This window comes from Variovorax paradoxus NBRC 15149 (assembly GCF_001591365.1).
In the GTDB taxonomy this organism is placed as follows: Bacteria; Pseudomonadota; Gammaproteobacteria; order Burkholderiales; family Burkholderiaceae_C; genus Variovorax; species Variovorax paradoxus.
The window spans coordinates 206,581-220,647 of record NZ_BCUT01000008.1; the positions used below are offsets into that span (position 1 = coordinate 206,581).

15 protein-coding genes are annotated in these 14,067 nt (G+C 66.8%); 2 read left to right on the forward strand and 13 right to left on the reverse strand.

From position 1 onward, the window contains the following. Positions 1–119: 119 nt before the first annotated feature. A complete protein-coding gene (locus VPA02S_RS29960; RefSeq protein ID WP_018905008.1) occupies positions 120–788 on the reverse strand; it encodes an RlmE family RNA methyltransferase in 669 nt (222 codons plus the stop codon). 32 nt (positions 789–820) lie between these two features. On the opposite strand from VPA02S_RS29960, the gene VPA02S_RS29965 reads away from it, so the two are divergent. Further along, entirely contained in the window at positions 821–1,300 is a 480-nt protein-coding gene (locus VPA02S_RS29965) for a YhbY family RNA-binding protein (RefSeq protein WP_012747730.1), read from the forward strand. A 2-nt stretch (positions 1,301–1,302) separates the two neighbouring features. Continuing rightward, entirely contained in the window at positions 1,303–2,061 is a 759-nt protein-coding gene (locus VPA02S_RS29970) for a glycosyltransferase (protein WP_081247646.1), read from the forward strand. 51 nt (positions 2,062–2,112) lie between these two features. On the opposite strand, the gene VPA02S_RS29975 is transcribed toward VPA02S_RS29970, so the two are convergent. The 12 genes from VPA02S_RS29975 to lpxD all read right to left on the reverse strand — a co-directional run bounded on the left by VPA02S_RS29975 (position 2,113) and on the right by lpxD (position 14,061). Further along, positions 2,113–2,535 (reverse strand): DUF4149 domain-containing protein, encoded by a 423-nt coding sequence (locus tag VPA02S_RS29975; protein WP_062367117.1) that lies wholly within the window; start codon positions 2,533–2,535, stop codon positions 2,113–2,115. An 8-nt stretch (positions 2,536–2,543) separates the two neighbouring features. Further along, positions 2,544–3,020 carry a transcription elongation factor GreA gene (gene greA, locus VPA02S_RS29980; protein WP_012747727.1) on the reverse strand — a complete coding sequence of 159 codons (477 nt, stop codon included), beginning with the start codon at positions 3,018–3,020 and terminating at the stop codon, positions 2,544–2,546. Between the two features lie 64 nt (positions 3,021–3,084). Further along, positions 3,085–3,954 carry a Kdo hydroxylase KdoO gene (gene kdoO, locus VPA02S_RS29985; RefSeq protein WP_062367170.1) on the reverse strand — a complete coding sequence of 290 codons (870 nt, stop codon included), beginning with the start codon at positions 3,952–3,954 and terminating at the stop codon, positions 3,085–3,087. Positions 3,955–3,962: 8 nt separating this feature from the next. Then, positions 3,963–7,211, reverse strand: a complete 3,249-nt coding sequence (carB, locus tag VPA02S_RS29990) for a carbamoyl-phosphate synthase large subunit (RefSeq protein ID WP_012747725.1) — start codon at positions 7,209–7,211, stop codon at positions 3,963–3,965. 1 nt (position 7,212) lies between these two features. Continuing rightward, a complete protein-coding gene (locus VPA02S_RS29995) occupies positions 7,213–7,770 on the reverse strand; it encodes an ORF6N domain-containing protein (RefSeq protein ID WP_018905012.1) in 558 nt (185 codons plus the stop codon). Beyond that, positions 7,763–8,932, reverse strand: coding sequence for a glutamine-hydrolyzing carbamoyl-phosphate synthase small subunit (carA, locus tag VPA02S_RS30000; RefSeq protein ID WP_018905013.1), 1,170 nt, complete (start codon positions 8,930–8,932; stop codon positions 7,763–7,765). Before carA ends, VPA02S_RS29995 begins: the two co-directional genes overlap by 8 nt. 198 nt (positions 8,933–9,130) lie before the next feature. Next, entirely contained in the window at positions 9,131–9,925 is a 795-nt protein-coding gene (locus VPA02S_RS30005) for a TrmH family RNA methyltransferase (RefSeq protein ID WP_012747722.1), read from the reverse strand. A gap of 8 nt (positions 9,926–9,933) precedes the next feature. After that, complete coding sequence (gene rnhB, locus VPA02S_RS30010) at positions 9,934–10,656, reverse strand: ribonuclease HII (RefSeq protein WP_012747721.1); 723 nt, start codon at positions 10,654–10,656, stop codon at positions 9,934–9,936. Beyond that, the gene (gene lpxB / locus VPA02S_RS30015; protein ID WP_018905015.1) at positions 10,628–11,776 is read right to left on the reverse strand and encodes a lipid-A-disaccharide synthase; all 1,149 of its coding nucleotides are present in this window, start codon (positions 11,774–11,776) and stop codon (positions 10,628–10,630) included. The genes rnhB and lpxB overlap by 29 nt, the downstream gene beginning before the upstream one ends. 19 nt (positions 11,777–11,795) lie before the next feature. Then, positions 11,796–12,584 carry an acyl-ACP--UDP-N-acetylglucosamine O-acyltransferase gene (gene lpxA / locus VPA02S_RS30020; RefSeq protein ID WP_012747719.1) on the reverse strand — a complete coding sequence of 263 codons (789 nt, stop codon included), beginning with the start codon at positions 12,582–12,584 and terminating at the stop codon, positions 11,796–11,798. A gap of 23 nt (positions 12,585–12,607) precedes the next feature. Next, entirely contained in the window at positions 12,608–13,060 is a 453-nt protein-coding gene (gene fabZ / locus VPA02S_RS30025; RefSeq protein ID WP_012747718.1) for a 3-hydroxyacyl-ACP dehydratase FabZ, read from the reverse strand. Between the two features lie 23 nt (positions 13,061–13,083). Continuing rightward, on the reverse strand, positions 13,084–14,061 hold the full coding sequence (gene lpxD / locus VPA02S_RS30030; protein ID WP_018905017.1) for a UDP-3-O-(3-hydroxymyristoyl)glucosamine N-acyltransferase: 978 nt from the start codon (positions 14,059–14,061) through the stop codon (positions 13,084–13,086). Positions 14,062–14,067: the final 6 nt, after the last annotated feature.

A 14,067-nucleotide genomic window follows, 5' to 3' on the forward strand; every position in this document is an offset into this window, starting at 1 on the left:
AATTGCGCCCCATTTTAGGCTTTTCAAGCTGCGAAAAGCGGGCATTTCCCTAAAGCAGCCATAGCCGGACAAGGGTTTGCGCCCCATGGGCACGCTTTGCGGGCCCCAGCGTCAAGGTATCAAAGCGTTTCCTGAGCCTTCAGACCCATGCCGACAAGGAAGGTTTCCGACGATTTGTCGCGCGAGGCCTTGGGTTTGAAGGGCTTCACGGTGCGGAAGTTCGCCTTGAACAGCTTCACCAGCTCGTCATAGCCGCTGCCATGGAAGAGCTTGGCCACCAGGGCCCCCTCGGGCTTCAGGTGGTGCTGGGCAAAGTCGATGGCAAGCTCGATCAGGTGCGCCACGCGGGCCGCATCGGCCGAATGGATGCCCGACAGGTTGGGTGCCATGTCGGAAACCACCAGGTCGGCCTTCCGGCCGGCCAGCACGCCCAGCACCTGCTCGAGCAGTTCCGTCTCGCGGAAATCGCCCTGCAGGAAGGTCACGCCCTCGATCGGCTCCATCGGCAGGATGTCCAGCGCAATGATGGTGCCGTTCAGCTCCCCGGCCGCGGCGCCCTCGGGCGACATGCGCCGGCGCAGGTACTGGCTCCAGGCCCCCGGCGTGGAACCCAGGTCGACCACCAGCTGGCCCGGCCGGACCAGGCCGAGCGATTCGTCGATTTCCTTGAGCTTGTAGGCGGCGCGTGCGCGGTATCCCTCGCGCGTGGCCAGTTTCACATACGGGTCGTTGATGTGGTCGTGCAGCCAGGCTTTGTTGACTTTTTTGCTTTTGGCTTTGGTGCTCATGGAGGTCTTTGTAACGCGTCGATAATACGGGGATGCCCGCCATTCAACTTACCCCTGCCGAGCGCAAGGTGCACCGCGCCGAAGCTCACCACCTGGATCCGATCGTCATGGTCGGTGGAGACGGGCTCACCCCTGCCGTGAAGAAAGAGGCCGACGCGGCGCTCAAGGCCCACGGCCTGATCAAGATCCGCGTCTTCTCCGACGACCGCCTGGCCCGCGATGCCATGCTGCAAGAGCTCGCCGACGAGCTCGGCGCCGCGCCCATCCAGCACATCGGCAAGCTGCTGGTGCTGTGGCGCCCCAAGCCCGAGAAGGAGCGCGTGGTCGATGAAGACCGCATGCCCGGCCCGCGCGACATCAAGGTGCTGAAGTACAGCAAGCGCGGCGGCCAGCGGCCCGAGATCAAGACCCTGCGCGTGCTCGGCAACCAGCGCCTCACGCCCGGCGGCACCATCAAGCGCGCCAAGGCCAAGCGGCCGCTCTCGGCCAAGAAACGCAACCAGGCAGACTGAACTTGGCGCCAGCGCAAGGCGCACAGCGCCACATTCTCTGCATGAAGTGGGGCACGAAATACGGCCCCGAATACGTCAACCGCCTCTACGCGATGGTGCGCCGCAATCTCAGCGGCGACTTCAAGTTCGTGTGCCTGACGGACGACGGCACCGGCATCCGCCCCGAAGTGACCTGCCTGCCGATCCCGCCGCTCAACCTGCAGCTGGCGCCCGGCCAGCGCGACGGCGCGTGGAAGAAGCTCACCACCTTCGAAAAAGACCTGCACGGCCTGCGCGGCACCGCCCTGTTCCTGGATGTGGACGTGGTCGTCGTCGGCAGCCTCGATGCCTTCTTCGAATACCCCGGCGAATTCCTGATCATCCACGACTACGCGCGCCCCTGGCGGCGCCAGCGGATCACGGGGAACTCATCGGTCTACCGTTTCGAGCTGGGCGCCCATGCCGACATCCTGGCGTATTTCCGCGCCAACATGGACAAGGTCCAGGCCGAGTACCGCAACGAGCAGACGTACCTGTCCGCCATGCTGCACAAGCAAGGCAAGCTGGGCTACTGGCCCGCGGCCTGGTGCCCGAGCTTCAAGTACCACGGCATTCCGATGTGGCCGGCCAACTACTGGGAAGAGCCCTTCGTGCCCGAGGGCGCGCGCATCATGGTGTTCCACGGCGAATGCAATCCGCCCGACGCACTGGCGGGCCGGCGCAACCGGGCTTTCCGCTACATCCGGCCGGCGAACTGGGTCGCCAGGTTCTGGAAGGAATGAACGGGATGGCGGCAGGGAGGGCGCAAGTCGTTGTCCTGCCGCCGCCGGCGCTCAGGTCGCAGCAGGCGCCCGGCCGCCCATGCGCCACAGCAGCGCGCCGGCACAGAGCCACTGGACCACGTACATGCCGCTTCCCACGGCATGCCACAGCTTGAGGTTGTCGCGCGCGAGGATGCGCGGCGCCACGGCATATTGCTGCAGCAGCGCGAGCAGCAGCGCACCCAGGATCAGGAAGATGGCGGCCATCGAGGCGCTGTCGATGCGCTGGTCCATCTTCGTGCGGAAGTGAACCAAAAGCAGCAGGCCGCAGCCAATTGCTATCCAGCTCTGCGCCTCGAACAGCTGGCCCGCAAAATTGCCGGCCACCGCGGGGTTGCCGAGCCGCGCGAAGAGCATCGGCACCACAATGAAACCGATCGTCGTGAGGCTGCCCCACCAGAAGGCGGCCAGCAGCAGCGCGAGGCGGTCTTTCATCCTGCCTGTCAGATGTAGCGCACGGCCACGATCTCGTAGCGCTTGAGGCCGCCGGGCGCCTGCACCTCGGCGGTGTCGCCCTCTTCCTTGCCGATGAGCGCGCGCGCGATCGGGCTGGAGATGTTGATCAGGCCCAGCTTCAAGTCGGCCTCGTCCTCTCCGACGATCTGGTACTTGACGGCCTCGCCCGATTCTTCTTCCTCGAGTTCCACCGTGGAGCCGAACACCACCTTGCCGCCGGCGTCGAGCTCGGCCGGGTCGATGATCTGGGCGGCCGAAAGCTTGCCCTCGACTTCCTGGATGCGGCCCTCGATGAAGCCCTGGCGGTCCTTGGCGACTTCGTATTCGGCGTTCTCGCTCAGGTCGCCCTGTGCGCGGGCTTCGGAGATCGCATTGATGACCCAGGGGCGGTCCACGGTCTTGAGCTGATGCAGCTCGGCGCGCAGCTTCTCGGCACCGCGCTTGGTAATTGGAATGGTGGCCATGTTTGGTTCTCCATAAAGCGAAACCGCCGAACGCTGCCGTTCGGCGGTCGATTGGGGGACAGGATCAGACGAGTGTGCGTCCGGTCAGCCGGCTCAGGATGGCGAGCGGGCTCGAATCCGGATTGTATTGCTTCGACGCGGGCAGATGAAGGGTCTGCTCGAGCATGTACTGGCCCGCCATGACGGCGTGCGAGGTCTGGTCCGAGAAGCACACCCACACCGACCCCGGCGGAAATTCGGCCTTCTCCTGCGGCGAATTCTCCTGGTAGGCCATGTCCGACTTCATGCCGTCGTGCAGCTGCAGCATCAGGTGGTCGTATTCGCTGCGAAACGACTTGGTCACGTGCAGCGCCTGCAGCAGCCTGGCCTGCCAGCGCACATAGGGCTTGGCACGCGGCAGGAAGCGCCTGGCGATGTCCTCGAAAGGCTCGCCCACGCGCCACACGCGCGGTGCACCCTCGGGGTTGACGTTGGTGAAGACGCGCAGGATGCGCTCGCCGTAGTTGGGCCGCGACGGGAAGGCATCGACATGCAGGCGCCGGTCGTCGGCGCGCCAGGACTGCACGCGCGTCTCGACCTGTGCCGGCCGGTAGCTGGTCGGCGCCAGGCGCAGGGCCGGCGTGTAGTGCGGCAGCAGGCCGTGGATCAGCTGCTGCGCCTGCGCGCGAAACCGCCCTACCATCGCCGCCGCCGTGCGCTGCACCGCCTCGTCGCCGACGGCGCCCTTGAGCTTGCCGTTGGCATCGAGGCTGATGTTGCGCACGTCGGGCGACAGCAGGCTGGGCGTCAGCAGGCTGCGCTCTTCGGGCAGCAGCTCGAAACCCAGGCGCGGAAAATACAGCACCTTGCCCGCTTCCAGCTGCGCGATCCACGCCTCGTTGGGCGTGGCCGCGCGCCAGTCGCTCAGATCCAGTTCGACGAGCTGCGTTTCCATGGCCACGCTCAGGCGGCAGCCAGCTGCGCGTGCATCTCCTGCACCGAGATCACGCCGAGCTCGTCCATGAAGCCCATGCCCTCGACCGCGGCTTCGGCGCCGAAGATCGTGGTGAAGGTGGTCACGCGGGCCAGCAGCGCCGAGGTGCGGATCTGGCGCGAATCGTTGATCGCGTTGCGGCGCTCTTCCACCGTGTTGATGACCAGCGCAATCTCGTTGTTCTTGATCATGTCCACGATGTGCGGGCGGCCCTCGGTCACCTTGTTCACCGTCGCGCATTCAATGCCCGCGGCACCGATGGCGGCGGCCGTGCCCTTGGTCGCGATGATCTCGAAGCCCAGCTTGACCAGGCCGCGCGCCACTTCAACGGCGCGCGCCTTGTCGTTGTTCTTCACCGAGATGAAGACCTTGCCCGACTTCGGCAGCAGCGTGCCGGCACCGAGCTGCGACTTCACGAAGGCCTCGCCGAAGGTCCTGCCCACGCCCATGACTTCGCCGGTCGACTTCATCTCGGGGCCGAGGATGGTGTCCACGCCAGGGAACTTGACGAACGGGAACACGGCTTCCTTCACGCTGAAGTACGGCGGCGTGACTTCCTTGGTCACGCCCTGCGACTTGAGCGACTGGCCGGCCATGCAGCGCGCCGCCACCTTGGCGAGCTGGATGCCGGTGGCCTTGCTCACGTAGGGCACGGTGCGCGAAGCCCGCGGGTTCACTTCGAGCACGTAGATGACGTCCTTGCCGTCCTTCTGCTGGATCGCGAACTGCACGTTCATCAGGCCCACCACGTTGAGCGCGGCGGCCATCGCGGCGCTCTGGCGCTTCAGTTCGGCAATGGTTTCGGCGCTCAGGCTGTAGGGCGGCAGCGAGCAGGCGGAGTCGCCCGAGTGCACGCCGGCCTGTTCGATGTGCTCCATCACGCCGCCGATCAGGGTCTGGCCCTCGGCGTCGCGGATGCAGTCGACGTCGCATTCGACGGCGTCGTTGAGGAAGCGGTCGAGCAGCACCGGCGAATCGTTGCTGACCTTCACCGCCTCGCGCATGTAGCGCTCGAGGTCGCGCTGCTCGTGCACGATTTCCATCGCGCGGCCGCCGAGCACGTAGCTCGGGCGCACCACCAGCGGATAGCCCAGCGCCGCGGCCTTTTCGAGCGCCTCGGGCTCGGTGCGCGCCGTGGCGTTCGGCGGCTGGCGCAGGCCCAGCTCGTGCAGCAGCTTCTGGAAGCGCTCGCGGTCTTCGGCCGCGTCGATCATGTCGGGCGAGGTGCCGATGATCGGCACGCCGTTGGCCTCGAGGTCGAGCGCGAGCTTCAGCGGCGTCTGGCCGCCGTACTGCACGATCACGCCGAGCGGCTTTTCCTTGTCGACGATCTCGAGCACGTCCTCGAGCGTGAGCGGCTCGAAGTACAGGCGGTCGGAGGTGTCGTAGTCGGTCGACACGGTCTCGGGGTTGCAGTTGACCATGATGGTCTCGTAGCCGTCCTCGCGCATCGCGAGCGCGGCATGCACGCAGCAGTAGTCGAACTCGATGCCTTGGCCGATGCGGTTGGGGCCGCCGCCGAGCACCATGATCTTCTTCTTGTCGGTGGGATCGGCTTCGCACTCGTCCTCGTAGGTCGAGTACATGTAGGCCGTGTTGGTCGCGAACTCGGCCGCGCAGGTGTCCACCCGCTTGTAGACCGGGCGCACGCCGAGGGCGCGGCGCTTTTCGCGCACGGCCGTGTCGGTGGTCTTGAGCTGCTTGGCAAGGCGGCGGTCCGAGAAGCCCTTCTTCTTGAGCGCGAGCAGCGTGTCGCGGTCGATGTCGGCCAGCGACTTGGTTTCGAGCTCGAGCTCGATCTTCACGATCTCCTCGATCTGCACCAGGAACCAGGGGTCGATCTTGGTCAGCGCGAACACTTCATCGACGCTCAGGCCCATGGCGAAGGCATCGCCCACGTACCAGATGCGCTCAGGGCCGGGCTCGCCCAGTTCCTTCTCGAGCACTTCGCGGTCCTGCGTCTTCTCGTTGAGGCCGTCCACGCCCACTTCGAGGCCGCGCAGCGCCTTCTGGAACGACTCCTGGAAGGTGCGGCCCATGGCCATCACCTCGCCCACCGACTTCATCTGCGTGGTCAGGCGCGAATCGGCCTGCGGGAATTTCTCGAAAGCGAAGCGCGGGATCTTGGTGACCACGTAGTCGATCGACGGCTCGAACGACGCGGGCGTGGCGCCGCCCGTGATTTCGTTGCGCAGCTCGTCGAGCGTGTAGCCCACGGCCAGCTTGGCCGCGACCTTGGCGATCGGGAAACCCGTGGCCTTGGAGGCCAGCGCCGACGAACGCGACACGCGCGGATTCATCTCGATGACGACCATGCGGCCGTCCTTCGGGTTGATCGAGAACTGCACGTTCGAGCCGCCGGTATCGACGCCGATCTCGCGCAGCACGGCCAGCGAGGCGTTGCGCAGGATCTGGTATTCCTTGTCGGAGAGCGTCTGCGCAGGGGCCACGGTGATCGAGTCGCCGGTGTGCACGCCCATGGGGTCGAGGTTCTCGATCGAGCAGACGATGATGCAGTTGTCGGCCTTGTCGCGCACGACTTCCATCTCGTACTCTTTCCAGCCGAGCAGCGACTCTTCGATCAGCAGTTCGTTGGTCGGCGAGGCTTCGATGCCGCGCTTGCAGATGGTCTCGAACTCTTCCGGGTTGTAGGCGATGCCGCCGCCGGTGCCGCCGAGCGTGAAGCTGGGGCGGATCACCGTCGGGAAGCCGACCGACTTCTGCACGGCCCAGGCTTCGTCCATCGAGTGGGCGATGCCGGAGCGCGCCGAGCCGAGGCCGATCTTGGTCATCGCGTCCTTGAACTTCAGGCGGTCCTCGGCCTTGTCGATGGCTTCGGGCGTGGCGCCGATCAGCTCGACCGGCTTGTTGGTGGCCGCGCCGGTGTACTTGTCGAGCACGCCGTGGCGCCAGAGGTCGAGCGCGCAGTTCAGCGCCGTCTGGCCGCCCATGGTCGGCAGGATCGCGTCGGGGCGTTCCTTGGCGATGATCTTCTCGACCGTCTGCCAGGTGATCGGCTCGATATAGGTCACGTCGGCCGTGGCCGGGTCGGTCATGATCGTCGCGGGGTTGCTGTTGATCAGGATGACCTTGTAGCCCTCCTCGCGCAGTGCCTTGCAAGCCTGCACGCCGGAGTAGTCGAACTCGCAGGCCTGGCCGATGATGATCGGGCCGGCGCCGATGATGAGAATGGATTGGAGGTCTGAGCGCTTGGGCATCTTATTTGTCCTTGGTGAAACCGATGCCGCGGCCGCTGTAGGCGCCCGGCTTCGGCTCATCCATCAATTGATGGATCGCGTTGAATACATCGCGAAAGTTCTGGTCGTATCGCTGTTCCAGCGCATTCAGCTTGCGCTTGAGATCGGCATGCTCCGACAGCATGCTGCGCAGCTTGACGAAGGTCCGCATGATCTCGATGTTGACGGCCACCGCGCGTTCGCTGCGCAGCACGCTCGACAGCATGGCCACGCCCTGCTCGGTGAAGGCCACGCTGCGGTAGCGCGCGCCGCCGGAGCCGGGCTTCTCGGGTTTTGAGATCACAAGCTGTGATCTCAAAGCCTCGAGGTCGTGGTTCTCGAGGGTGAAGGCGAAGTCCGCCGGAAAACGATCGAGGTTGCGGCGCATGGCCTGCAACAGCACCCGGGTCTCGACGCCGTAGAGCGCGGCAAGGTCCTGCGCCAGCATGACCTTGAGGCCGCGCAGCACATAGATCTTGCCCTCGGCATCGCGCAATGCGGCGATGACCGAGACGTCGAGCACCGCGGGTGCATCAGCCACGTGCCTGCTCCATGAGCGCGGTGAAGCGGTCGAACAGGTAGCCGATGTCGTGGGGGCCGGGCGAGGCTTCCGGGTGGCCCTGGAAGCAGAACGCCGGCTTGTCGGTGCGCGCAAGGCCCTGCAGCGTGTTGTCGAACAGGCTGATGTGGGTCGCGCGCAGGTTGGCGGGCAGCGACTTCTCGTCGACCGCGAAGCCGTGGTTCTGGCTGGTGATGCTCACGCGGCCGTCGTCCAGGTCCTTCACCGGATGGTTCGCGCCATGGTGGCCGAACTTCATCTTGAAGGTCTTTGCGCCCGAGGCCAGCGCCATGATCTGGTGGCCCAGGCAGATGCCGAAGGTGGGAATGCCGGTCTCGATCAGTTCCTTGACCGCGCTGATGGCGTAGTCGCAGGGCTCCGGGTCGCCCGGGCCGTTGGCCAGGAAGATGCCGTCGGGCTTGAGCTTGAGCACGTCGGCCGCGGGCGTCTGCGCCGGCACCACGGTGATGCGGGCGCCGCGCTGCGCGATCATGCGCAGGATGTTCTTCTTGACGCCGTAGTCGAAGGCCACCACGTGGAACTTGGGCGTGATCTGCACGCCGTAGCCCGCGCCCAGCTTCCATTCGGTCTCGGTCCATTCGTAGGTCTGCGTGACCGACACCACCTTGGCGAGGTCGAGCCCGGCCATGCTGGGCGCGGCCTTGGCGGCGGCAATGGCCTTGTCGATCAGCGCCTGCGTCACGGCCTCGCCCGCGGCCAGGCCCAGGATGCAGCCGTTCTGCGCGCCGTGGGTGCGCAGGTGGCGCGTGAGCTTGCGGGTGTCGATGTTCGCGATGGCCACCGTCTTGCCGGCCACGAGGTATTCGCTCAGCGTGGCGGTCTTGCGGAAGTTGGAGGCGACGAGGGGCAGGTCCTTGATGATCAGGCCCGCGGCATGGATCTTGTCGGCTTCGATGTCTTCCCCGTTGACGCCGTAGTTGCCGATGTGCGGATACGTGAGCGTCACGATCTGCTGGCAGTAACTCGGGTCGGTGAGGATTTCCTGGTAACCGGTCATGGCGGTGTTGAACACCACTTCGCCGGTCGTGGAGCCGGCGGCTCCGATCGAATTGCCTTGAAAGACCGTGCCGTCTGCGAGCGCCAGGATGGCGGGCGGGAAACTTCCCTTGAGAGACAAAAGCACTGGGTTCTCCGGATGGTTACGGTCGCCCGGAGCCCCAGGCGCGTTGCCTGCGGACTGCTGCTTAAGGGGATTTTGGCGTTAAAGGCGGCCGGGCGACGCTATTGCGAGTAAGCCCCCGATTGTAGCCCGGCGGCATCGCCCTCTCGGGCCTCGGGGCCGGAAAACATTCGCGCCTCATGCCTATGCGGCATTCGAGGATCAGGAAGCCGCCTGGACAAGCGCCGCCGCGCCGCTCGCGTGCAGGCAGATCGCCGCCGCAGCCGCCACGTTCAGCGACTCCTCGCCGCCCGGCTGCGCAATCCGGATGTGATGGCTGGCGCGGGCTTCCAGCGCCGCTGAAACGCCCTGCCCTTCGTGCCCCAGCAGCCATGCGCAGGGGTGCGGCAGCCTCGCCTCATGGAGCCAGTCGCCCCGGTGGGAGCTGGTGGCCACCAGCGGCACCTTCAGCTCGTCGAGCGCATCGGCCTCCACGCCTTCGATCAGCCGCAGCCCGAAATGCGCGCCCATGCCGGCACGCAGCACCTTCGGCGCCCACAGGGCGGCCGTGCCCTTGAGCGCGATCACCTGCTTGAACCCGAAAGCCGCCGCGCTGCGCAGGATGGAACCGGCGTTGCCGGCGTCCTGCAGGCGGTCGAGCACCACGCTGGGCGCATCGGGAAGCAGTTCCGGCCGCGCCGGCAGATCGAGCACGAAGCCCATTGGCGCAGGCGACTCCAGGCCGCTGACGGCCCGCAGCAGATCGTCGTCCACAACTACCGTTTTGATAGCAGAACTCGCCCATTCGGCGGGCGCCGACGGCCAGAATGACTCCGAAAAAACGGCGACCGCAGGCCGGATGCCGCGCGCAAGCGCCGCCCGGCAGAGATGGTCGCCTTCGAGCCAGACCCGGCCCAGCCGGCGGTAGGCGCCCGGGTCCTGGGCCAGCTTGCGCAGCTCCTTGAGCAGGGGGTTGTCGCGCGAACTGATGTGGTTCGCGCCGGTGGGACTGGTCATGCTTCGGCTCAGGGCGCGGTGCGCAGGTCGAGGTGCACGGTCTCGGCCGCCGGAAATTCGGCCGGAACCTGCATCGAGGCCTCGAGCACGAGCGCCGCGGCGCCCTCCGCGGTGCGCGCCAGCGCCGCGGCCACCGGGCTGAACGACCTGCGGTGATGAATGCACGCGCCATGGCGCTGCAGCGCCTCCAGGTGCTCCGGCGTGCCGTAGCCCTTGTGGCCGGCAAAGCCGTAGTGCGGAAACTCCAGGTGCAGTTGCTCGCACAGCCGGTCGCGATGGACCTTGGCCAGGATCGAGGCGGCGGAAATCGCCTTGATCCGCGCGTCGCCCTTGACGATGGCCTCGGCCAGCACGTCGAGCGTGGGCAGGCGGTTGCCGTCGACCAGCACCTTGGCGGGCTTCAGGCGCAGGCCCTCGACCGCGCGGCGCATCGCGAGCATGGTGGCCTGCAGGATGTTGTGGGTGTCGATTTCCTCGACCGTGGCCTGGGCCACCGAGCAGCACAGCGCCTTGGCAAGGATCTGGTCGTTCAGGCGTTCGCGCTGCAAGGCCGTGAGCGTCTTGGAATCGGCCAGGCCGCGGATCGGCCGCTGGTCGTCCAGGATGACCGCTGCCGCGACGACCGGGCCGGCCAGTGGCCCGCGGCCCGCCTCGTCGACGCCCGCAACGAGGCCCGGCGCGTCCCACACGAGGGCCGCCTGCTCAGCCTTCAAGAACTTTCTGGATCGCATCGGCGCAAAGTGTGGGCGTATCGCGCTGCAGTTGCACGTGCAGCTCTGAAAATTTTTGTTGCAGCGCCTGCGTTTTCTCGGGCGCGTCGAGCCAGGCGAGCGTGGCGTCGGCCAGCGCCTGCGGCGTGGCGGCCTCCTGCAGCAGCTCGGGCACCACGAATTCACGCGACAGGATGTTGGGCAGGCCGACCCATGGCTGGAGCTGCTTGCGCTGCATCAGGCGCCATGACAGCGCATTCATGTTGTACGCGATGACCATCGGCCGCTTGAACAGCGCCGCCTCGAGCGTGGCGGTGCCGCTGGCGATCAGGGTGGCGTCGCAGGCGGCCAGCGCTGCATGCGACTGGCCATCGAGCAGTTGCACCCGCCCCGCTGCGCCGCTGGCCTGCAGCAGCGCCTCGACCTCGACGCGCAGCCCCGGCAGGATGGGGGCGACGAACTGGAGTGCGGGCCGCGCCTTCAGCATCTGCGCCGCGGCGGCGAAGAACCGCGCAGCGAGGTAGCGCACTTCCGAACGGCGGCTGCCCGGCAGCAGGGCCACGACCTGCGCATCCGGCGCAAGGCCGAGGGCCGCGCGGGCCCCGGCGCGGTCGGGCACCATCGGAATCACATTGGCCAGCGGATGGCCGACGTAGCTGCCCTGCACGCCCTGCTCGGCCAATAGCGCCGGCTCGAATGGAAAGATGCACAGCACGTGGTCGGCCGCGGCCCGGATCTTTTCGATGCGGTCGGCGCGCCAGGCCCAGATCGACGGGCAGACGAAGTGCACGGTCTTCATGCCGCGGCTGCGCAGTCCGGCTTCGAGATCGAGGTTGAAATCGGGGGCGTCGACGCCGATGAAGAGTTCGGGCCATTCGCGCAGCAGCCGCGCCTTGAGCTGCCGGCGGATGCCCGCGATCTCGGCGTAGTGGCGCAGCACTTCGATGTAGCCGCGCACCGCAAGCTTTTCCTGCGGCCACCAGCTCTGCAGCCCGTGCGCGAGCATGCGGGGCCCGCCGATGCCCATGGTCTGGAGCGAGGGCCAACGCGCCTGCAGGCCGTCGAGAAGAAGGCCTGCGAGCAGGTCGCCGGAAGCTTCTCCCGCGACCAGCGCGAAGCGTCGCTGTTCGTCCTTGCCCATGGCGGCTGTCTCGCTTACTTCAACGCGCGATGCCGCGAGTCGATGTGGCCAGGAACTGCTCCATCAGCGCCACGTCGGCGGCCGCTTCCGGCATTTCGGTGGCCAGGGCGGCGATGCCGGCGCGCGCTTCTTCGAGCGTCTTGCCCTGCCGGTACAGCAGGCGGTGCATCTGCTTGACCGCGGCCAGGCGGGGCGCCGAAAAATCGCGCCGGCGCAGGCCCACCACGTTGAAGCCGCGCACCGCCAGCGGATTGCCGTCGACCAGCATGAAGGGAGGCACGTCCTGCGACACGGCGCTGGCAAAGCCGACCATGGCATGCGCGCCGACCGAGACGAACTGGTGGATGCCCGTCAGCCCGCCGATCGTGACCCAGTCGGCCAGGTGCACGTGGCCGGCCAGCGTGGTGTTGTTGGCCAGCGTGGTGTGGTTGTCGACATGGCAGTCATGCGCAATGTGCGTGTACGCCATGATCCAGTTGTCGTTGCCCACGGTCGTCACGCCCCCCGCCCCGGGCACGCCGAGGTTGAAGGTGCAGAACTCGCGGATGACGTTGCGGTCGCCGATGACCAGCTCGGTGGGCTCACCCGCGTATTTCTTGTCCTGCGGAATGGCGCCGAGCGAGGAAAACTGAAAGATCCGGTTGTCGCGGCCGATGGTGGTGCGCCCTTCGATCACGCAATGCGCACCGATGGTCGTGCCGGCGCCGACCCGCACGTGCGGACCGATCACGGTGTAGGGCCCGACCGAAACGGAGGCGTCCAGCTGTGCCTTCGGGTCGACGAGCGCTGTGGGATGAACCTGCGTCATGCCTTGTCGTAACCGCCGCAGGATCAGTTGATCTGGCGCATCGCGCACATCAGCGTGGCCTCGCAGGCCAGTTCGCTGCCCACCAGCGCGCGGCCCTTGAACTTGGAGATGCCGGCCTTCATGCGCTCGATCTCGACTTCGAGCGTGAGCTGGTCGCCCGGCTCCACGGGGCGCTTGAAGCGCGCGCCGTCGATCGCCGCGAAGTAGTAGACCGTGTTGTCGTCAGGCACGATGTCCAGCGAATGGAACGACAGCAGCGCGGCCGCCTGCGCCATGGCTTCGAGCATGAGCACGCCCGGCATCACCGGACGGTGCGGGAAGTGGCCGTTGAAGAACGGCTCGTTCATCGTCACGTTCTTGAGCGCCGTGATGCGCTTGCCCTTTTCCATGTCCAGCACGCGATCCACCAGCAGGAACGGGTAGCGGTGGGGCAGCAGCTTGAGGATTTGATGGATATCGAGCGTCGTCGTCGTCATGATTTTCTGTTCCTGCATCGTCTTCACTTTTTCTGAGGGGCCTTTTCGAGCGCCTTGAGTCGTTCGCGCAGGCTGTGCAACTGCTTGAGCGTTGCCGCGTTCTTTTCCCAGTTCGCATTGTCGTCGATGGGGAACATGCCGGTGTACTGGCCGGCCTTGCGGATCGAGCGGGTCACCACGGTGGCCGCGGACACGTGCACCCCGTCGGCCACCGTGAGATGGCCGAGCACGATCGCACCGCCGCCGAAGGTGCAGTGCGCGCCGATGGTGGCGCTGCCCGCCACGCCGACGCAGCCGGCCATGGCGGTGTGCTTGCCGACACGCACGTTGTGGCCGATCTGGATCAGGTTGTCGAGCTTGACGCCGTCCTCGATGACGGTGTCGTCGAGCGCGCCGCGGTCGATGCAGGTGTTGGCGCCGATTTCGACATCGTTGCCGATGCGCACCGCGCCCAGCTGCTCGATCTTGACCCAGGCGCCCTCGTGCGGCGCCAGGCCGAAGCCGTCGGCGCCGATCACCACACCCGGGTGCAGCAGGCAGCGCTCGCCGACCACGCAGTCTTCGCTGATCGTCACGCGCGACTTGAGGACCGTGCCGGCGCCGATGCGCGCGCCCCGCTCCACCACGCACAAGGCGCCGATGCGCGCCGTGGCGTCCACCACGGCCTCGGGATGGATCACCGCGGAGGGATGGATGCGGTCGGCCTCGGGCCGCGCATGATGCGCCTTCCACAGCTGCGTGAGGCGCGCGAAATAAAGGTAGGGATCGGCCGCGACGATGAACGCCCCGCGCGCGGCCGCGGCCTCGCGCATGGCCGGCGCGACGATCACGCAGGCAGCCTTGGAGGCCGCCAGTTCCTGCTGGTATTTGGGATGGCTCAGGAAGCTGAGCGCATCGGGCTGCGCATTCTGCAGTGGCGCAAGCCGTTCGATGGACAGCGCCGGGTCCCCGTGAAGCTCGCCCCCAAGGGCGCTGACGATGGCTCCGAGCTGCAGTCCCACGCCGAT